At 74.0% G+C, this 20,323-nt stretch carries 18 protein-coding genes; 17 read left to right on the forward strand and 1 reads right to left on the reverse strand.

Translation table 11 applies throughout. The features are described 5' to 3' along the window. Positions 1–8 precede the first annotated feature (8 nt). From QSK39_RS29990 to QSK39_RS30070, 17 genes are read left to right on the forward strand one after another with little or no spacing between them, the layout of a single operon-like run. Positions 9–1,481 carry a phage tail sheath subtilisin-like domain-containing protein gene (locus tag QSK39_RS29990; protein ID WP_285481192.1) on the forward strand — a complete coding sequence of 491 codons (1,473 nt, stop codon included), beginning with the start codon at positions 9–11 and terminating at the stop codon, positions 1,479–1,481. Beyond that, positions 1,478–1,978, forward strand: coding sequence for a phage tail protein (locus tag QSK39_RS29995; protein ID WP_285481193.1), 501 nt, complete (start codon positions 1,478–1,480; stop codon positions 1,976–1,978). Before QSK39_RS29990 ends, QSK39_RS29995 begins: the two co-directional genes overlap by 4 nt. 26 nt (positions 1,979–2,004) lie before the next feature. Then, positions 2,005–2,193, forward strand: coding sequence for a putative phage tail protein (locus QSK39_RS30000; RefSeq protein WP_285481194.1), 189 nt, complete (start codon positions 2,005–2,007; stop codon positions 2,191–2,193). Then, positions 2,190–2,858 (forward strand): CIS tube protein, encoded by a 669-nt coding sequence (locus tag QSK39_RS30005; RefSeq protein ID WP_285481195.1) that lies wholly within the window; start codon positions 2,190–2,192, stop codon positions 2,856–2,858. Before QSK39_RS30000 ends, QSK39_RS30005 begins: the two co-directional genes overlap by 4 nt. 13 nt (positions 2,859–2,871) lie before the next feature. Beyond that, positions 2,872–4,065, forward strand: coding sequence for a phage late control D family protein (locus QSK39_RS30010; protein ID WP_285481196.1), 1,194 nt, complete (start codon positions 2,872–2,874; stop codon positions 4,063–4,065). Continuing rightward, entirely contained in the window at positions 4,062–4,694 is a 633-nt protein-coding gene (locus QSK39_RS30015; protein WP_285481197.1) for a phage baseplate assembly protein V, read from the forward strand. Before QSK39_RS30010 ends, QSK39_RS30015 begins: the two co-directional genes overlap by 4 nt. Next, positions 4,691–5,104, forward strand: a complete 414-nt coding sequence (locus tag QSK39_RS30020) for a GPW/gp25 family protein (protein WP_285481198.1) — start codon at positions 4,691–4,693, stop codon at positions 5,102–5,104. Before QSK39_RS30015 ends, QSK39_RS30020 begins: the two co-directional genes overlap by 4 nt. After that, positions 5,101–6,990, forward strand: coding sequence for a putative baseplate assembly protein (locus QSK39_RS30025; protein ID WP_285481199.1), 1,890 nt, complete (start codon positions 5,101–5,103; stop codon positions 6,988–6,990). Before QSK39_RS30020 ends, QSK39_RS30025 begins: the two co-directional genes overlap by 4 nt. After that, positions 6,987–9,023, forward strand: a complete 2,037-nt coding sequence (locus QSK39_RS30030) for a putative baseplate assembly protein (protein ID WP_285481200.1) — start codon at positions 6,987–6,989, stop codon at positions 9,021–9,023. The genes QSK39_RS30025 and QSK39_RS30030 overlap by 4 nt, the downstream gene beginning before the upstream one ends. Then, on the forward strand, positions 9,020–10,948 hold the full coding sequence (locus QSK39_RS30035; RefSeq protein ID WP_285481201.1) for a phage tail protein: 1,929 nt from the start codon (positions 9,020–9,022) through the stop codon (positions 10,946–10,948). Before QSK39_RS30030 ends, QSK39_RS30035 begins: the two co-directional genes overlap by 4 nt. A gap of 13 nt (positions 10,949–10,961) precedes the next feature. Further along, entirely contained in the window at positions 10,962–12,161 is a 1,200-nt protein-coding gene (locus QSK39_RS30040; RefSeq protein ID WP_285481202.1) for a hypothetical protein, read from the forward strand. Further along, positions 12,158–14,176: a hypothetical protein gene (locus QSK39_RS30045; protein ID WP_285481203.1), complete on the forward strand. Its 2,019-nt coding sequence runs from the start codon at positions 12,158–12,160 to the stop codon at positions 14,174–14,176. Before QSK39_RS30040 ends, QSK39_RS30045 begins: the two co-directional genes overlap by 4 nt. Further along, positions 14,173–15,300: a hypothetical protein gene (locus QSK39_RS30050; RefSeq protein ID WP_285481204.1), complete on the forward strand. Its 1,128-nt coding sequence runs from the start codon at positions 14,173–14,175 to the stop codon at positions 15,298–15,300. The genes QSK39_RS30045 and QSK39_RS30050 overlap by 4 nt, the downstream gene beginning before the upstream one ends. Before the next feature lie 2 nt (positions 15,301–15,302). Further along, the gene (locus QSK39_RS30055) at positions 15,303–15,809 is read left to right on the forward strand and encodes a hypothetical protein (RefSeq protein ID WP_285481205.1); all 507 of its coding nucleotides are present in this window, start codon (positions 15,303–15,305) and stop codon (positions 15,807–15,809) included. Continuing rightward, complete coding sequence (locus QSK39_RS30060) at positions 15,806–17,500, forward strand: hypothetical protein (RefSeq protein WP_285481206.1); 1,695 nt, start codon at positions 15,806–15,808, stop codon at positions 17,498–17,500. The genes QSK39_RS30055 and QSK39_RS30060 overlap by 4 nt, the downstream gene beginning before the upstream one ends. Position 17,501: 1 nt before the next feature. After that, complete coding sequence (locus QSK39_RS30065) at positions 17,502–19,568, forward strand: ATP-binding protein (RefSeq protein ID WP_285481207.1); 2,067 nt, start codon at positions 17,502–17,504, stop codon at positions 19,566–19,568. Then, positions 19,561–19,857 (forward strand): hypothetical protein, encoded by a 297-nt coding sequence (locus tag QSK39_RS30070; protein ID WP_285481208.1) that lies wholly within the window; start codon positions 19,561–19,563, stop codon positions 19,855–19,857. The genes QSK39_RS30065 and QSK39_RS30070 overlap by 8 nt, the downstream gene beginning before the upstream one ends. Before the next feature lie 49 nt (positions 19,858–19,906). On the opposite strand, the gene QSK39_RS30075 is transcribed toward QSK39_RS30070, so the two are convergent. Further along, positions 19,907–20,320: a hypothetical protein gene (locus tag QSK39_RS30075; RefSeq protein WP_285481209.1), complete on the reverse strand. Its 414-nt coding sequence runs from the start codon at positions 20,318–20,320 to the stop codon at positions 19,907–19,909. Positions 20,321–20,323: the final 3 nt, after the last annotated feature.

Here is a 20,323-nt window from a genome sequence, read left to right on the forward strand (position 1 = left end):
GGGCGGACATGACCAGCACGGCGCTTCCCGGCGTCTCCCTGACCTTCGAGCGTGCGGCCACCGGCGACGAGCCGTTGCGCACGGACGTGGCCGTGTTCCTCGGCCGCACCCGGCGCGGCCCGGTCGGCCGGCCCGTGCGCGTCGAAAGCTGGAACGACGTCGTCGGCGCGTTCGGCCCGCCGGACGGCACTTCGGCGACGCCGTACGCGCTGCGCGGGTTCTTCGAGAACCAGGGCCGGACGGCCTGGGTCCTGCGGGTCGCCGGGCCGGCCGAGCCCGCGAGCGCGCTGTGGACGGACGGCTTCCGCGTGGTGGCCGCGAGTCCCGGCGCGTGGGCGAACGGCGGCCGGGTCAGCGTGCGGTACCGGGCGAGCAGCGTCGCGGGCCCGCCGGTGGTCACCGTGCGGGTGCTGGTGCCGGGCGAGCCGGCGGAGATCTTCGCCGGCATGGCGCCCGGCGAGGTCGTCGGCCGGATCGCCGCGTCCCGCCTCATCCGGGTGGTCCCGGCGGGTGCGGGGAGCCCGATCCCGGCGGACGGGCCGATCTCGCGGTCCTGGGACCTGACGCTCACCGGCGGCACGGACAGCCCGCCGGAGCGCGCCGACTACGCGTCCGCGGTGGTGACGCAGGCCGAGCTGCCGGAGCCGGCGCTGGTGGCCCTGCCGGACCTCGGCGCCGACCTGGGCGGCGCCGAGCACACGAGCCTGGTGCTGGACCTGCTGGCGGCCGTGGCGCCGCTGCTGGACCGGCTGGTGCTGCTGGACGTGCCGCCGTCGGTGTCCACAGTGGACGCGGTGGTGGCCTGGGCAGGCGAGCTGGCGGGGTTCGGCGACGAGGCGCTGCTCGCCGCGGCGGCGGTGTACCACCCGCCGCTGCGGGCGCCGTCGCCCGACGGGACCGGCCTGCGGACCGTGCCGGCGTCCGGGCACGTCGCCGGGCTGATCGCCCGGCTCGACGCCGAGCGGGGCCCCGCCGGCACCCCGGCGAACGCGACCCTGCTGGACGCCGTGGACCTGGCGGTCGAGTACCCGGAGGCGCAGCAGGTCCGGCTGTTCGAGGGAGGTGTCGACCTGGTGCGGTGCCTGCGCGGCCGGGGTCTTGTGGTGTGGGGCGGGCGGACGCTGTCGGGCGACCCGCGGCGGGTGTACATCGCGCACCGGCGGCTGCTGCACCTGCTGGTGCGGGCCATCCGGCGGGCCGCCGCGCCGCTGGTGTTCGACGTGAACTCGCCGGAGCTGCGGCTGTCGCTGGTCCGCGCGATCACCTCGGTGCTGCTGGAGGCGTTCCGCACCGGCGCCCTCGCCGGCAGCCGGCCGGAGGACGCGTTCCGCGTGGTGTGCGACGAGACGAACAACCCACCGGACCAGGACCCCGGCCAGGTCGTGTGCGAGATCGGCGTCGCGCCGGCCGTGCCCATGGAGTTCATCGCGCTGCGGCTGGTGCTGGGCCAGGACCGCGGCCTGGAGGTGATCGAGCAGTGACGACACCGGCCGGCCGGCTGCTCGCGCCGAACGAGCCGCTGACCAAGTTCCGCTTCCTCGTGACGCTCGCGCCGGCGGACGTGTACCTGCCACCGGCGCAGGCCCTGCTGCTGCAGGCGGTCGCGGCGGGCGCGTTCCAGGAGGTGACCGGGATGGGGGCGCAGCTGGAGGTGGTGACCTACGCGGAGGGCGGCCGCAACGACTCCGTGCACCGGCTGCCGCTGCGCCACTCGTGGAACCCGATCACGCTCAAGCGCGGCGTGGTCCGCGACCGGCTCCTGTGGTCCTGGTACGAAACCGGCCTGCACGACTCGCTCGGCGCCCGCCGCGACGGTGCCGTGATCATGCTCGACCAGGCCGGCGTGCCCGCGAAGTCGTGGATCTTCCACGGCGGGCTGGCCGCCAAGTGGACCGGCCCGGACCTGCACGGCGAGCAGAACGCGGTCGCGATCGAGTCACTGGAAATCGCCCACGAGGGCCTGACGGCCGTCCTCTAGGAGAGCGGCGCTTGAGGAGACACAGCGTGCCGAAGAACCTGATCATCCACAACCTCGAGGTGCGCTTCCAGGTGGACGGCGACGACGGGGCCCTGTTCACGCGCCTGTTCACCAAGCACATCCAGGCGTGGGCACGGCTGTACGAAGACGAGTGCGCCCGCGCCGAGCGCAGCGACAACGACCGCAAGCTCGGGGATCCGGGAGGCCGGCGGTGAGCGTCACCCCGTTCTCCCTCGTGAGCCAGGGCGCCGACGCGCACCTGGAGATCGAGCAGCCCGAGAACCCGCAGAACGTGCCGAAGCGGATCCCGCTGAAGTTCAACCCGACCGAGTACAAGCTGAGCAAGAGCAACACCTTCGCCGAGATCACCATCCCCGGTCTCGAAACCCCGCCGATCCAGTACATCCGCGGCGGCAGCGAGTCGCTGTCGGTGCAGGCGCTGGTCGACACCTCCGACACGCTCGACGACGTCCGGAAGTCCTATGTGGACAACATTCGCAAGCTGATGCGGCCCCAGGAGACCCTGCACGCGCCACCGATCGTCAAGTTCGTCTGGGACAAGACGGTGTTCCGGGGCGTGCTGGAGAAGCTGGACGTGAACTACGTGCTGTTCGCCAAGAACGGCGTGCCGCTGCGGGCCCAGCTCGACCTCACGCTGAAGGAGTACCGGCCGGCGAAGGAGCAGGCCAACGACCCGCCGCGGTCGTCGCCGACGGTGGAGAAGAGCTACGTGGTGCGCCGCGGCGACACCTGGGACCGCATCTCCGCCGCCGTCTACCGGCGCCCGGACGCGTGGCGGGAACTGGCGCGCGCCAACGGGATTTCCGATCCCCGCGACCTGAAGCCGGGGCTGGTGCTGACCGTGCCCCGGCTGCCGTGAGAGGAGGTGTGCGATGACCGCGCCCGCGGGCACCCAGCCCGAGATCGCCGACCCGGACCGCTACGCCCCCGGGTTCGAGGTGGTCGTCGACGGCCTCCAGGCCGACCCGACGACCAAGAACGACATCCTCGACGTCAAGGTGCACCGCGACCTCGACGAGATGTCCGGCTTCGACCTCGAGCTGAACAACTGGGACGACGTCACGCTGAAGTTCAAGCACAGCGACTCGGACAAGCTGCAGATCGGCACGCGCGTCTCCGTCCGGCTCGGCTACGCGGACAAGCTGCTGACCGTCGGCACCGGGACGATCAGCTCGCTCGCGCCCAAGTTCCCCGACGGCGCGTCGCCGACCGTCTCGATCACCTGCGTGGACGGGATGCTCGCGCTCAAGGACCGCAAGCCCACCAAGGAAGAGGACAAGAACTTCGTCGGGAAGACCGACTGGGAGATCGCCGAACAGATCGCGCGGCGCAACAAGCTGGCGTTCACGACGACCCACGAAGGCCCGCGGCACGACCTGGTGGTGCAGAAGAACCAGTCCGACGCGCAGTTCCTGATGGAACGGGCGAAGCGGATCGACTTCGACTGCTACATCCTGCCGGACCCGCGGACCGGTGAGCAGACGCTCTACTTCATCAAGCCCACCGACGGCCGCGACAGCCGGCCGATCCGGCTGTTCCGCCTCGCCTACGCACCCGGCCTGGCCACCGGGCCCAGCGGGCAGCCGGCGGGCCTGGTGCCCAACCTCATCGACTTCACCCCGACCATGACCGTGTCCAACCAGGTCAGCAAGCTCACCGTGCACGGCTGGGACCCGGTCAAGGCGCAGCCGATCGAGTACGTCGCGACCGCGAACGACCTGCCCGGCGGGCAGAACCAGGCCGACGGGCAGAGCGGGCCGGAAGCGGCGGAGAGCGCGGCCGGCGGCCGGCAGGAAGTGGTCGTCGACGCTCCGGTGCTCAGCCAGGAGGAGGCCAGGGAACTGGCCATCGCGCTGCTGCGGGAGCGGGCGTACGAGTTCATCACCGCGACCGGCCGCGTGGCGGGGCTGCCGGAGCTGCGGCCGGGGGACAACCTCGAGATCTTCGGCCTCGGCAAGCGCTTCTCCGGCACCTACTTCGTCAAGCGCGTCGAGCACGCCCTCAACTCGAGCGGCTTCTTCACCACGTTCACCGGCCGGAAGATCTTCCAGGGGGACAAGCGATGACGGCGATGCCACGCGCCATGGCGAGCGATCAGCGCTACTACGGCGTCGCGCCCGCCGAGGTCGTCCAGAACGACGGGGACGACGAGGGCCGCGTCAAGGTCAAGTACTACTGGCTGGACGGCGGCGCGTCGATCAGTCCCTGGATCCGGGTCAGCCAGCTGTACGCGGGCGCCGGCTACGGCTCGGTGTTCGTGCCCGAGGTGGGCGACGAGGTGCTGGTCGCGTTCTTCCAGGGCGACATGCGGCAGCCGTACGTCCTCGGCGGGCTCTACAACGGCAAGAAGAAGCCGCCGGTGGCGCACCGGGACGGCCGCGACCAGAAGATCATCCGCACCCGGGCCGGGCACCAGATCCTCTTCGACGACAAGGAAAAGGAGATCACCATCAACACCGCGGCCGGCGCGAAGGTGGTCTTGAAGGACAGCGGCGAGATCACCCTCGAGGCGTCGAAGGTGACCGTGAAGGCGAGCGACGTCGACCTCGGCGGCGGCTCGACCGAGCCCGTCGTCCTCGGCAACGCGCTCCTGCAGGCGTTCGTCCAGCACACCCACCCGGCGCCGGGCGGCGCGACCGGTCCCGCGACGCCGCTGCCGCCGTCCGTGCTCGCGAAGAAGGTGAAGGCGACGTGACCGAACCCTTCCTCGGTACCGGCTGGCGGTTCCCGATCCTGCCCGACGAGGCCGGCCGGCTCTCCTACGCCGTCGGCGAGACGAGCATCGAGCACTGCCTGCGCGCGCTGCTGCTCACCGCGACCGGCGAGCGCGTGATGCGCCCGGACCTCGGGACCAAGGCCCAGGATTCGGTGTTCGCCCCCGGCAGCGTGCCGAACCTGCGCGAACTGGAGCGGTCGATCGCCGACGCGGTCCGCGACTTCGAGCCGCGGGTGGAGCTCTCCGACGTCCTCGCCGAAGCCGACCCGGGCGACGAGTCCCACGTGACGGTGTCGATCGAGTACCGGGTCCGCCGCACCAACACCAAGGCCAACCTGGTCTTCCCGTTCTACCTCGGGCTGACCGGACTGACGGGGACGACGCCATGACCTTGCCGGTGCCGAAGCTCGACGACCTGACCTGGGCCGACCTGATGTCGGCCGTCACCCGCCGCATCCCGGCGGAGTCGGACGGCGCGTGGACGCTGCACGCGCCCGTCGACCCCGGGATCACCCTGCTGGAGCTGTTCGCGTACCTGCTGGAGCAGCGGCTCTACTGGCTGGACCAGGCGCCGGACGAGCTCGTCGTCGCGATCCTGAAGCTCCTGGGCCTCGAGCCGCCCCGGCCCGCGCGGCCCGCGGCCACGGTCCTGGCGCTCACCGCCGAGTCGCCGGAGCCGGCGCAGGTGCCGGCCGGGACCGTCTTCGCCCGCGACCCGGCGGCCGCGATCCGGTTCACCCTCGACGAGGACGTGACCGTCTTCCCCGTGTCGGGCGAGGTGACGGTGGAGACCGACCGCGACCGCACCGCGGACCTGCTCGCCCGCCGAGGGGTTCCGTTGCTGCCCGCCGACGGCTCGGCCGCTTCGGCCCGCTTCACCCTGCCGCTCGCCGGCGCCCACACCACGTCCGGCTGGCTGTCGCTGCTGGTCGAGCTCGACTCGCCGGTGCCGCCGTCCTGGTCGCGGCTCGCCGTGTCCGGCGTGCGGCCGCCCGCCGAGCTGACCTGGTCGTGGTTCCGGCCCAGCGGCGATGCGTCCGGGGCGTTCGAGGAGGTCCAGGACGGCACCGGCGGGCTGCGGCGCTCCGGCGTGGTGCGCCTGCGGCCCCCGGCCGGCTGGACCACGATGCACAACGGGCTGCTGGTGTCGACGCCGGCCGCGACCTACGCGTCGCCGCCGCGGCTGCTGCGGCTGGCGGTCAACGTGTCGGGCGCCCGCCACGTCGAGACCCGCACGGTGACCGATCTCGCCGACCAGACCGACGACTGGCTGAAGCTGCCCGGCCGGCGGCTCGTGCTCCCGGACGCCGCCGACCGCCTGCTCACCGCGTGCCTGGAGCTGGCCGGTGAGCGGTGGGAATCGGTGCCGGACTTCGCCTTCGGCACCTCCCGGGACCGGATCTTCCTGCTGGACCGCCACGACGGCGCGCTCGTGTTCGGCGACGGGCTGACCGGCCGGATCCCGCGGCCGGGCGGCGACGCGGTGGTCGAGTACACGATCGGCGGCGGGCGCGACGGCAACGGCGGAGTCACCGGCAACTGGCTGCCCGTCTCGGCCACCGAGCCGGTGCGCGCGGCGAACCTGGTCCAGGCCGAGGGCGGCGAGGACCCGGAAACGGTCGCGCGGGCGCGGGACCGGGCCGCGGGCGCGCTGGGCGAGGTGACCAGGGCCGTCACCGCCGAGGACTTCGTCACCCTGGCCGTGACGACCCCCGGCGTGGCGGTCGGCCGGGCCTACGCGGCGGTCGGCGAGCACCCGGGCTTCCCGTGCGCGCGGGTGCCCGGCGCGGTGACCGTCCACGTCGTCCCGTCGGTGCCGCCGGGGTCCGCACCCGAGCCGGATCCGGGGATGCTGTGCGCGGTCGCGGGCCGGCTGGCGGAAGCCCGGCTGCTGACGGCCGAGGTGTTCGTGCGCGCCCCGGCGTACCGCGACGTCCGGCTGCGTGCCGACCTGGCCGGCACCCCGGCCGACCGCGCCCGGGTGTCCACTGTGGTCGGTGACGCGCTGCGCCGGTTCCTCGACCCCCTGGCCGGCGGGGACGACGGGACGGGCTGGCCGTTCGGCGAAGCGCTGCGGCCGTCGGCGTTGCTGCGGGCCGCGCAGCAGGCACTCGGCGACCTGGCGGACGTGACCGCGGTCGCGATCGGCATCGACGGCACGGAACCGGCGGAGACCTGCGACGACGTTCCCCTGCGGGCCGGCGAACTGCCGGTGGTGCGGGAGGTCCGCACGCACGTGGTGGCCGTCGTCGAGGCGGGGGAGGGACTGCTGTGACCGACGACGTCTGGTGGGGCGAGCCCACCGGGGAAGCCCGCATCGTCCCCGGCCCCGGGCCGTCCGGGGAACAGCCCGAACTGGTCGACGCCACCAGGGAGGCCGTGCGCGCCGCCGTGCGCGACCGCGTTCCCGGCTACACCCCGGACTGGACCAACCCCGACCGGCAGGACGCCGGGGTCGCGCTCGTGCGCCTCTTCGGCGCCCAGGCCGAACCCGTGCTCGCGAGGGTCAACCGGCTGCCCGGGAAGATCCTCGCCGAGCACCTGAACACTGCGGGCGTGCGCCGACGGCCAGCCACCGCGGCCGCCGCGTTGCTGGAGTTCACCGTGGCCCCGCCGGACGGCGGGTCGGTGCTCGTCCCGGCCGGTTTCCAGGCGGCCGCGTCCGGTACCGGCGGCGACCTCGTCTACGAGACCGACCAGGACCTCTACGCCACTCCGGCCACCCTGGGCGTGCTCGCCGTGCAGCGCGGCGGCCCGCTCGAACCGGTCCCGCTGGGGCCGAGCGGGCCCGGCCGGCCCTTCGCGCCGTTCGGCACCGAGCCCCGGCCCGGCAACGCGCTGTGGCTGGGCCTCGACGGCACCGCGAGCCCGTTCCCCTCGCTGTCGCTGGGCTTCGTGATCGCGGCCGCGCCGCCCGTGCCCGCGGCCGCCGGCGGCCTTGCCCCGCTGCCGCTGGAACCCCGGCCGTTGCTGCGCTGGGACGTGCTCGACGGCGGCCGGTTCGTCCCCGCCGAAGTCGTCCGCGACGAAACCCAGGGGCTGCGCGCGAGCGGCACCATCGAGCTGAGGCTGCCGCGGACGTGGGCACCGGGGCGCCCGCCGGCCACCCGGCCCGGCCCGGCGCTGCGGTGGCTGCGGCTGCAGGTCGCGCACGGCCTCTTCACCGTCGCGCCGCCACTGGTGTCGGGGTTGCGGCTGAACACCGTCGCCGCCACGGCCGCCCACACGATCTTCGACGAGCCCCTGGAACCGATCCAGGACCCCGCGGCGCCCGCCGAGCGGCGGCAGCTGCGGTTGAGCCAGGTCCCGATCCTCGCCGGCACCGTCGTGCTCGAAGTCGACGACGACCCCGGGGCCGACCTGTTCGGGACGGCCGAGGAGAACGCGTCGCGCTGGCAGGAAGTCCCGAGCCTGGCCGCCTACGGCCCGGATGACCCGGTGTTCGTCGTCGACTACGACACCGGCGTGGTCACCTTCGGCGACGGCGTCAACGGCGCGCCCGTGCCGCCGGGCTTCCGCAACGTCCGGGCCCTGCGGTACCGGGTCGGCGGCGGCACAGCGGGTGCCGTGGCGGCCGGTGCGGTCAACGGCGTCGTCACCGCGCGGCCGTTCGTGACCGGCGTGAACAACCCGTTCCCCGCCACCGGTGGTGCCGACGCCGAGCCGGACGCGGACGTGGTGCGGCGCGGGGTGGGGGAGCTGCGCTCCCGCGGCCGGGCCGTCGCGCCCGCCGACTACGGCCTGCTGGCGCTGCGGGCGCCGGGTGCCTCGATCGCCCGCGCGAACGGCGTACCGGGCTTGCACCCGGACTTCGCCGGGACGCCCATTCCCGGCGTCGTCGGCGTTCTCGTGGTGCCGCCGATCGACCCGGGCGACGCCGAGCCGCCCGTGCCCACCGCCGCCACCCTGCGCGCGGTGGCGGACTTCCTGACCCGCGAGGTCGCGCCCGCCGGCGTCACGGTGGTCACCGGCCCGGTGGCGTTCCGCCGGATCGCCGTGGAGGCCCGGGTGGTGCTCGACGCCGACCAGGACCGGGCCGCGGTCCTGGCCCGGGCCGCCGACGCGGTGACGACCTACCTGGACCCGCTGCGCGGTGGGGAAAACGGTGGCGGCTGGCCCTTCGGCGGCGCGGTCCGGCACACCCCGCTCGTGCGCCGTCTCCTGGCCGTGGACGGCGTCCTCGCCGTGTCGGGGCTTTCGCTCACCGCCGACGGCCTGCGGCTGCCGCCGTGCACCGACCACGCGATCCCGCCGAACGACCTCGTCTGGCCGGACCGCCCGCTGCTGATCCCGGTGGAGGAGTCATGACCTGCGCGCCGACCGCCGTCACCTTCCGGCTCCTCGACGATGTCGTCGGGTGGGACGAAGCCGCCGTGACCGGCGTCGTCGGGTTCACCGACGAGGCCGGCGTGCGGCTGGCCTACACGGGCTCGTCCCCGGCGGGCCCGACCCGGGCCCAGCTGCTGCCGTGGTTCCCCGACCCGCGCCTGGCGCCGGGCTGCCGGCCGTGCGGCTGGTACCTGCTCTCCGGCGAGCGGTTGCTGCGCCGGGACACCTGTGCCGGCGGGTGGCTGCCCGTCTGGGCCCGCCACTGCGACCCCCGGCTGCTGCGCGCACCGGCCGTCGTGGCCGCGCGCGGGCACCGGATCGCCGTGGCCGACTCCGGCCGCGTCTTCGTCTGGCGCAACGAAGGCGACCACCTCACCGCGGTGATCCACCACCGCCACGCCACCGTCGTCGCGCTCGCGCCGGACGAGCAGGTGCTCGTGGCGAGCGCAGGCAGCGACCGGCTCCGGCGGTACGGCCCCGACGGAACGCCGTGCGAGGTCATCCGGCCCCACGTCGGCGGCGAGATCATCGGGGTCCGCACCGGACCCGGCCCCACGATCTGGCTGCTCACCGAAGAAGCCGGCCGGGTCCGGATCCACCGCCGTGACCACCACCGGTTCCACGAGTCCACAGTGGACGAGCTGGCCGCCGCGCTGCCGCCGAGCGCGCTCGCCGCCGCGGACGAGGACGGCTTCTGCCTGCGGGAGAAGGGGCCGGAGGGCGACGTGACCTCCTGCTACGACTGGACGGGCCGACCCCGCGAGACGCCGGCCGCCACCGTCGGCCGGTTCGTGGACGAAGGCGAGTTCACCACCCACCGGATCGACAGCGGCATCTCGCGCTGCCGCTGGCACCGGGTGCGGGTCGAGGCGGACGTGCCGGCCGGCACGGCGGTGACCGTGTCGGTCGTCGTGTCCGAGGACGACCGGTTCGCCGAGAGCGACTGGCAGACCGCACCCGCCGGCGTCACCGACTTCCTCGTCGACCAGCCGCCCGGCCGCCACCTCACGCTGCGCGCCCGCCTGTCCGGCGACTCCGCCGCGACCCCGGTCCTGCACCGGATCCGGCTCGACTTCCCGCGCTCCACCAGCGCGGACCTGCTGCCCGCCGCGTTCCGGCAGGACCCGGCCGCGGACGACTTCACCGAGCGGTTCCTGGCGCTGTTCGACGCGAGCGTCGCCGAAATCGACCGGGTCGTCGAGCGCTACCCGGCGCTGCTCGACGCGACCGGCGTGCCGGACGCCGCGCTGCCGTGGCTGGCCGGCCTGCTCGGCCTGTCGTTCGAGGCCGGCTGGGACGCGGTCACCCGCCGGAAGCTGATCGCCGCCGCGCCCGAGCTGTACCGGCGGCGCGGCACACCACGCGCGCTGAAGAAGGCGATCAAGATCGTCTTCGGCGTCACCCCGGTGATCGACGAGCTGGCCGGCGACCGCCACTGGGCGCAGGTGCGCGCGACCGCGGGACCGGCGACCGCCCGCGGTCTCGGCTCGGTGCGGCTGTTCGGCCGCTCGTCGTCACGCCTGCGGCTGGGCACCTCGACGCTGGGCGCGACGCCGCTGCGGGCGTTCGGCGACCCGGACACCGATCCCCTCACCGAGCACGCCCACCGGTTCCGGGTCCTGCTGCCGGCCGCTTCCGCGGACGAGGACGCGGTGCGGCGCCTGGTGGCCCGGCAGGCGCCCGCGCACACGAGGGGATCGGTGCGCGCCGGCGGGACGGGGTTCGTGGTCGGGACGCGGTCGGCGGTCGGGGTGGACACCGCGTTCGTCCCGCTGCCGCCACCGGTGGTCGGGGCGGCGCGCCTGAACCACGACGGAGTACTGAGACCCGGGTCCCACGGCGCACGCCAGGGCGTGAGCGTCGGCGTGGTGTCCGCGGTCGGGGTCCACACGCGAGTGTCTTGAGAGGACAGAAGAGATGACCGAGGCAACGACACAGGAACAGCCCTTCCGCCGGCTGCGGTACTTCCACGGCCAGCTGCTCACCGCGCGCGACTTCCAGCGCGAACAGGAGTACTTCCGCGAGAAACTGAAGCTGCGGATGCGCTGCCTGCTCGGCTACGGCGTGGTGTGCGGGCTCTTCGTGGAACCCGCTCCGCCGGGGGACCCGAAGGAGAAGACCGAACACCAGGCGAAGGTGCGCATCACCGCCGGGCTCGGCGTCGACTGCGACGGCAACGAGGTGGTCGTGCCGGGCGGCTGCGCGATCGACCTGTGGGACGCGCTGCACGAGGACGAGCGCACCGGCACCACGACGGTGTGGATCGGCGTCGAGTACAGCGAACGCGCGGTCGAGCCGACGCGGACCGTCTTCAACTCCGCGTGCGCGGACACTTCGGACTGCGACTTCGGCTACACCGAAGAGACCTACTGCGTCCGGGTCACCACCAAGACGCCGCCGAAGGACGACCGCTGCGAGACCTGCTGCACCCCGTGCGAGCACAAGGTCCTGTGGCTGGCCCGGATCGACGACGTCGACTTCGGCAAGCCGGTCCGCGAGGAGCAGATCCACCTGGACGTCCGGCGCTTCTTCGGCCGCCGCGTGCCGACCGTGATCACCGGCGTCAACTGGCGGCACGGCCACACCTACTCGGTGAACGAGGCGAAGGAGCTGCTCGGCACGCAGAAGAACTCGGGCGGCCTGGTCGTGCGGTTCTCCGACGGCGTCCGCGTCGACAGCCTGCGCCGCGGTGTGGTGGAGATCCAGGTGATCGAGGGCGGGGCCGGCCGCAACGCCGACACCTGGTACATGGGCGGCCAGTTCGAGGAGCCCACCGGCAAGGACGGCGAGTTCACCGACCACTTCCGCTACCGGCAGACGACCCGCGAGACGCTGCAGGACGGCGACCGCGTGCTGATCACCGTCCGGGCGGCGTTCATCCTCGACCACTGCTGCCGCCCGGTCGACGGCACCAACGTCGGCGGCCGGGTGCCCTTCATCGGCCGGGTGAAGGCCGACGCCGAGACCGAGACCGACCACGGCCACGACCCGAAGCCCGAGCCCGAACCGACCGGCTGCCTGGTTCCGCCGACCGGCATCGGGCCGTGGACGTCCGGCACCGGTGCGGGCGGGGACGTCTTCGAGAGCTGGTTCTTCGTCACCGAGGAGCGTTCATGAGCAAGCCTGACTGCGGGTGCGGGTGCGGTGGGTCGCCCGCCTTCCCGGCCGCGTTCGTCCGGCCGCGGTTCTTCGCCGGCCAGCTGCTCACCGAGGACGACCTGAGCCTGCTGACCGACTACGTGGCCGGGAAGGACCGGCTGCACAACCGGATGCTGTCCGGCCCGGGTGTCGTGTGCGGGCTCGAGGTCACGTGCGACTCGTGCGCCGGCGGGACGGTCTCCGTCCACCCCGGGCACGCTCTCGACTGCTGCGGCAACGACATCGTCCTGTCCTGCAAGGAAAAGGTCGACGTGCAGGCGCTCGTGCGGGAGCTGCGGGTGTCCTCGCCGGGCGTCTCGTGCGGCGACCCGTGCGACGACGACCAGCGCCACTACGGGCTCTTCGTGCGGTACGAGGAGAGCATGGCCGACCCCGTCTCGCCGTTCGCGACCGAGGAGCCGTGCCCGGCGCCGGGCTGCGTGCCCTCGCGGGTCCAGGAGGGCTTCCGGTTCGTCGTCAAGTGCGACACCGCCGACGACCACCGGTACAACCCGGCCACCAAGCTGCTGGCGCAGATCGGGGACAAGGACGGCTACGAGCGCGTGCGGCTGCTGAGCCGGCGGCTCGAGCGCTACCTCGACCCGATGTCGGTCGCGGGCTCGTCCTCGACCCGGACGATCCGGTTCGACGACGCCGACGCCGTCCGGTACGCCGACAACCTCCGGCTGCTGCGCGACGGCGGCGAAGGGGTCCCGCAGCCGCCCGTGGCGCGGCAGCAGACCGAGTACGTGCGGGCCCTGGCGAGTGCCATCGCCCGGTACGACACCTATGACGCGGCGGGGCAGCAGGACCTGCAGGCCAAGCACGACCTCGGGGAGATCGACACGGCCCGCCAGGTGCTGGGCGCGGCGTGCGACCGGCTGGCGGGGGCGAACCCGGAGGAGGTGTGGCCGGAGCCGGCGCACCGGGCGGTCGCGCTGGCCGTCGTGGCCGAGGCGAGGAACCGGGTGGCGACCGCCGACCCGGACGCGCCGCTCGAGGTCCGCCTGCTGGCCCAGGGCACGCCGCTGGACAACGTGCTGGAAGCGGAGTTCCGGGGCGATCTCGTGCGGATCCGGGAGTGGCTGCTCGGCCGGCTGGACCGGGTGGCCGGGGTCGCGGACTGCGGGCTGCACGACGACGTGCGCAAGGTCGCCGTCCCGCAGCCGCTGCCCATCCCGGAGCCGGACCCCGCGCAGCGGCTGGGGCTCGCCGGCCTGGGGCTGCTCGCGGACGCGGCCGGGAAGCTGACCACCTGCGTGCGCCGGTTCGTCACCGACGCGGCCTGCTCGACGCTGAACCCGCCGTGCGTGGACTGCGCCGACGACGACGTGCTGCTCGCGCACCTGGAGCTCGACGGCTGCGACGTCGTGCGCGTGTGCTCGGCGACGCGCGAGCAGGTGCTGCCGGGCGGCTCGGCGTACGGCGAGTGGCTGCCGAAGCTCTACCAGCTGCGCCACCTCGCCGAGCAGGTGTGCTGTCAGCCGACGCCGGTGTACGAGCCGCCGGGTGTGCCGGCGTCGGGCCCGATCCCGCGGCCGTACGTGCCAGGACTGCTCGAACCGTGGCGGCAGCGAGGCCCGCTGGAGCAGATGTGGGACCTGCTGGTGACCCCGGCGCCGGGGGAGACCGTGCCCAAGCCCGTGCGCGACCAGGTGTACACGGTGCCCGCCGAGGTGACCGACAGCCTGCAGGAGATGACCGCGCTGCGGGGGCAGGTGAGCGACCTGATCGCGACCGTGGAGGCGTTGCGGGGACAGCTGGACACCGCGCGGGAGCAGGTGTCGAAGGTGCGGGAGGAACTGCCGGACCGGCTGTCCGACCGGCTGTCGGAACTGGAGAGCGTCCCCACCGCCGAACCCGGGTCGGAGCCGGAGCCGGCGGACGACGAGGAGCAGACGGTGAAGCCGAAACCGCCGCCGCGGCGGACCCGGTCGTCGTCGAGCCGGAGCGGCGGGGCCGCCCGCAAGCCGCGGTCGGGTGAGACGTCGTGACCGGTCCGCTGCGCCCGGAGTTCCACGAAGGGCAGGTGCTCGCGGCCGCGGACCTGGCGGCGACCGTCAGCTACGCCCGCGCCGCGGCCGTCCGGCACGCGCGCCTGGCGCACGAGTGGGGCATCGCCGACGGGCTCGCCCTGACGACCGAGAACCGGACCGACCCGGCGACCGGCGCCCGCTTCGTCGAGGTGAGCGTGCAGGCCGGGCTCGCGGTCGACGGGACCGGCCGGGAGATCGTGGTGCCGGCACCGGTCGTGCTGTCGGAGGCGGACTTCGAAGCCGTCAACGGCGCCGACGGGCCGACGTCCGAGCCGTACCCGGTGTTCCTCACCGCCGCGGACCGCGCCCGGCCGGCGACCGGGCCCGCGTCGTGCGCCGGATCCGCCGGGCCGTCGCGCGTCGAAGAGTCGTACCAGATCCTCTTCAAGCGGCTCGGCGACGAGCGGCTGGTCGCCGACCAGCAGCCGCCCGCGGTGAACGCCGCTCCGGCCGCCCCGCCCGTCCCGTGGCTGGTGCTGCTGGGCTTCGTCCAGTGGACCGCCGGTCACTTCACGGCGGCGGTCCCGGAAGCCCGCGACGTCGGCCCGCGGTTCGCCGGGGTGCGCGCGGACACCGTGGCGGCCCGGTCCGGCTCGCTGTCCCTGCGGACCCGGCCGCTGGCCGGCGAGGGCGAGCCGGCGCTGGTGCTGTCCGGATCGGACACCCCGGCGCTGGTCTACGGCCTGTACCGGGGAACCGGCCAAGTCGACCCGCTGATGACGGTGGAGTCCAACGGGAACCTGACCATCGCCGGGAGCTTCTCCGGCCGGATCTCCGCGGGCAGCGTGCTGGCGACCTCCGGCAGCGCGACCGACGGCATGGTGCTGCCCCTGCCGGCCGGGGTGACGCCGGAGGAGGTCGCCGACGGCCGGGTGTCGCTGCACGTGTACGTGACCCCGCGCATCCCGCCGTCCGGCGCGGGGCTCACGGTGCCGGCGGAGGCCACTGTGGACGGTGACCGGCGGGTCCGGTGCCTGCTGCGGTCCTACGACCCCGGCACCGGCCCGGCGGTCACCGAACGGCCGGGTTCGGTCGACTTCCTGGTCCTGGCGACGGTCGCGGCGACGAGTGGGGGTGGCTGAGGGTGAGTGTTTTCGCGGTGTACGAGTCGAGCACCGGAGTCGTGGTGGGTGCGGTCAAGGCGATCGACGTCCCGGTGCCGGCGGTGGACGCGCTGGTCGGTACCGCGCTGCCGGTCCGCGCGGGCGCGGCCACCTTGTCGCTGCCGGGCCGGGAACTGGCCGTGCACGAGGCGGACGACCAGCCGGAGGTGTTCGTCGACCCCCTCGCGTACGGGGTCGTCCGGCCGCCGGGCCAGCCGCCCAAGCCCGCGCTGGCGAAACTGCCGGCGCTCGACCCGCCCACGTTCGACGGCGCCGGGCTGCTCGTCGCGCTGCCGGGGGACGCGGCCCAGGACACCGCGGTGTTCGCGCTGGTCTCCGAAGGGCAGGGGACGCTGCCGATCACCGGGACCATCACGAAGGACACCGGCCACGTGACGATCCCGGTCACGGTGAGCGCGGGCACGCACGCCGTGCTGCTGCTGGTGGCGGGCCGGGCGGGCCGGCTGGACGAGGTCGAGAAGCAGTGAGCGCCCCCACCGGCGGCGAGATCACCGTGCACCGCTGCGCGGTGCGCGTGGTCCGGCGCGGTGGGTGGAGCTGGGGACCCGACCCGCGGGGGCTCGTCCAGCGCGTGCTCGACGCGCTGCCGGACCTGCTGGCCGCGGAGTTCGGCGAGCACCTCACCGGCGACGGCCCGGACCTGGAGATCACCGAGCCGGTGCGCCTGTCCGTCCGGCTGGCCGCACGCGGGGGCGGGGCGCTGGTGCCGGCGAATCTCGTCCTCGACCGGGCAGCGAGCGCGGACCCGCTGTCCGCTCCGGTCCCGACGCCGGTACCCGTGCCGGCGCCGGGGCCGGCCGGGCCATCCGTCGAACCGTCCACAACGGACCCCGCGACCGAGCTGCCCGTCCTCGCCGCGGACGTGCCGGCCCCGACGGTGGCCGCGTTGTTCGAGGAACTCACCGCACGGGACGAGCTGACCGCGTTGCTCGCCCTGCTCCCCGAGGAGACGGTGCGACGGTACCTGGCCGCGCTGCTCGCCGAGGACGCCGGCGAGCCGGCCGATCCGGGCACTCCGGGACCGGTGGCGGAACTTGCCCGTCGGCTGGCTCTCCCCGGGCCGCCCGTGACGCGCGCGGAACTCCTCGAGCTGCTGGGTTCGCCGCGCGGGGAAACCGGCGAGCAAACCGGTTCCGCCGCTGCGGTCGGCGAGAGCGCGTCCAGTGGGGTGACCGCCGTCCCGAGACCGGCGGGGGAGACGAGGGTCGGCTCGGTGCTGCCGTTCCTCCTCGCGGGCCCGCTGGCGCGGACCGGCTACCTGGACGTGATCGGCCCGGCACTGTCCGGAGTGGACCTGCCCGGCGACGCCCCGCTGTTCGCCGCCGCACTGGCGTACCAGGTCCTGGGGGAGCCGCAGCGGGGCTGGCGGCGGACGCCCGAGGACGACCTCGCGGCCGCGACGTTCGCGGGCCTCGAGTCGGTACCGGACCTGACCACCTTCGCCCGGCGGGCCGGCCCCGCACTGCCGGTGCTGGACGGCGTGCTGGCGCTGTCCCTGTGCCGCGGCCACGAACCCGGCGCTCCGCTGCTGGTCGCCGGCGTCGACGACGGCCTGCTGCTGGTCGACACCCCCGGCCTCTACCCGATGGCCTGGGTGTCCACAGTGGAGGGTCTGCTGCCGCACTGGGCGGCGTGCGGCCGGCCACCCGTCCTGGTCCGGGACGGCCCGCTGCCGCCGGCGTGCCTGCGGGAGCTGGCGGCGGCGGGCGTCCGGTTCCTGACGGACGCGCGCCCGCTGCGCGACGACCCGCTGACCCGGCTGCGGTCGCGGACTCCACTGTGGACGACCGGCGGGGTCGAACCCCGGCTGGCGGCGGGATTGCCCGCCGAGCAGCTGGACGAGCTGACCCGCACCCTGTTCGCCGGCCACCGGGCGCTGCCCCTGGCCGGGGACCACGCGCTCGACCACAGCACCGCGCTCGCCGCGTCCCTGGCGCTGGGCGTGATCGCCGGGCAGCTGTGGGGCGGGGACACGCCGGTCCTGACGCTGACCCGGTTCGCCGACCTGGAGGCCACGGTGCGGTTCGAGCGGGACGCGGTGCGCGTCAAGATCCCCCTGGGGCGCCGCCACGCGGACCTGTGGCGGGGTGGCGCCCTCGCCGACGTGCCGAACGTGGTCTGGCTGGGTGGCCGGACCCTGACCTTCTCCGGCGGCTGAGATGAGCGGACTGGCGGTCGAGCACCTCCGGGTGCGCCTGGCGGAGCTGCACCAGGCGCTGCGGGTCGCCGTCGCCCGCCAGGCGGAGGCCGCGGCGCTGCTGACGCGCCCGGACCTGACGCCGTTCTGCGTGACGGACGAGCAGGTCGACGCGCTGCTGGACCGCGTGGACGCCTTCACCGAGGCGATGACCGAGCCGCCCTCCGGGCCGAGCCCGGACCCGGAGTCCGAGCAGCACCTGCGCCGCCTGGCCGCGGCCCGCGGGGTGACGCTGCCGCTGGACGCCCTCGCGACCCGCTACGGCCTGTCCCGGGTCGAGCAGGACGCGCTGCTGCTGGTGGCCGCGCCGGAGCTGGACCCGGGCTACGAGCGCGTCTACGCGTACGTCGTGGACAACCTGAACCGGCGGGCGCCGTGCGTGGAGCTGCTGGTCACGGTCGTCGCGGAGACTCCGGCGGACCGCCTGGCCGCGCGCCGGGCGCTGGGCTCCGCGGGCCGGTTGCGCCGCTACGGCCTGCTGCAGGCGTACGGCGAAGCGCCGAGCGAGCCGGCCCGGGAGCTGGCCCTCGGCGGCGGCGTGTTCGAGTACCTGATGGGCTGGGGCGGTGACGTCGGGATCCTCGGCCACGACCCCGGCGAGGTGACCGGACCGGAGCGGCAGGTGGCGTCCCCGTACCTCCGCTCGGAGCGGCTGGGCACCCTCGGCCGCGCGCTGGCCGCGGGCGACGTCGACGTGGTCGGCCTGTGGGGGTGCCCGGCCGACAGCCAGATCGACGCGGCGCAGGCGCTGGCGGCCGCGGCCGGGAAGCCGCTGAGGCGCGTGACCGCCGACGTGGCGCAGGACCTGCGGACCGCGGCCGCCCTGGACGCGATCCTGTGGCTGCCGACGGACCGCGCGTACGACGAGGCGCTGGTGCGCTCGAGCGTGCCGCTGTGCCTGACGGGCACGAACCCGTGGCGCCCGCCCGGGTTGCTGGCTTCCCGCACGTACGCGGAGCTGACGATCCCGGCGCCGGACTTCCCGGAGCGCCGCGAGATGTGGTCGTCGGCGTTCCCGGTGCTGGATCCGGAGGTGCTGACGGACCTGGCCGCCCGCTACCGCATGAGCGGCGGCGAGCTTCGCGCGGTGGCGGCGGTCGCGGACGCCGGCGCGCGCCTGGCCGGCAACGGCCGCCCGGGCAGCGAGCACGTGGAGCCGGCGATCGCGACGGTGACCCGGGGGCGCACGAGCGGGGTCGTGCAGGCGATCACCCCGCGCCGCACGCCGGACGACCTGGTGCTGCCGGAGGCCCAGCTGGGCCAGATCGGCGAGATCGCATCGGCGTTCCGCGCGTGGCCGCGCATCGCGGAGTCGTGGGGTTTCGCCCGGCGCGCGTCGACCGGCGGGGTGAAGGCGCTGTTCACCGGCGAACCGGGCACGGGCAAGACGATGTCAGCGGAGGTCGTCACCGGGATGCTGGGGCTCGAGCTGCTGAAGGTGGATCTGGCGCAGGTGGTGTCGAAGTGGGTGGGCGAGACGGAGAAGAACATGGAGGAGGTGTTCCGCCAGGCGGAGGACAGCCACGCGGTCCTGCTGTTCGACGAGGCCGACGCGCTGTTCGGCAAGCGCGGCGAGGTCAAGCAGGGGACGGACCGTTACGCCAACCTGGAGGTCGGCTACCTGTTGCAGCGCCTCGAAGCGAGCGACGGCCTGATCATCTTGACGAGCAACCTCAAGGAGAATATCGACGCGGCGTTCACCCGCCGGTTCCACTTCGTGGTCCACTTTCCCCGGCCGGGGCTGGCGGAGCGCCGTCGCTTGTGGCAGCTGGCATTCCCCCCGGAGGCGCCGTTGGCCCCGGAGGTCGACCTGGAGGCGTTGTGCCGCTTGGACATGACGGGAGCGGGCATCACGTCGGCGGCCCGCACGGCGGCTCTTGCTGCGGCTGACTCAGCTTGCGAGTCGATCTTGATGCGGCACGTGGTCCTCGGGGTATCGCGGCAGTTCCAGCGGGAGGCTCGGTTGTTCCGCCCGGCCGAGCTGGGCCGGTATGCTGGGCTTCTGACCGAGGGGAGTTCCCATGCCTGAGCTGGTACCCCCGCAGACGAAGCCGGCGGCCCCGGTGACGGCGCAGGAGTTGCGGACTGCCTCTGCTTCCGATCGCGGCCACCAGAAGCTCGTCCTGGTGCCGGCGGTGGTCGGGAATGCGCAGGCTGCGAAGACGGCGATGGATGGGTCGTCCAAGACGGTGCCGTCGCATTTGGCGTCCACGATGGCGGCTGGGCAGGACCGAGTGGGGAATGCGGCGATCGCCGGGGCGGCGATGCGGGTGGTCCCGATGGCTGTACCGAAGAAGGACACCTGCTCCGGCTGTTGACGGGTGTTCGAGAGCCGATGCGACATGTGCCATGTCCACCGGGGCTGGGTCAAAGTCGGTCACCCCACGTGGGCGGTGCTTCGTCGTCGAGCTGCTGACGGTCGAGCTCTTCGCCGATCGCGCGGTCCTTTGCCTCATCCTCCGGTGTAGCGATCCGCCACTTGTACGGCCCGATGATGGTGAGCATGTTGGCCACCGGTTCACTCACTCGCACCGGCTCCAACCGCCTTTTTTCGGCTGCCTCGAGGAATCGGATGTCTTCGATTCTGGTTTCCAGCAAGTAGTCCTCGCCCCATTGGAACAAGCCGACAATCATGCCGAGCAGGTTCGAGACGTAGGCGGGGGCGAACTCGTATTCACCCTCGGCGAACTTGATGTTGAACGCGCCTTCGATCGACTTTCTCACGTCGTCGAGTGAGTCGGATGCTCTCGTTCGCACCGAGAACTCGAGTACCTTGGGCATCAA

Source organism: Amycolatopsis sp. NBRC 101858 (genome assembly GCF_030269325.1).
GTDB classification, from domain to species: Bacteria; Actinomycetota; Actinomycetes; order Mycobacteriales; family Pseudonocardiaceae; genus Amycolatopsis; species Amycolatopsis ponsaeliensis.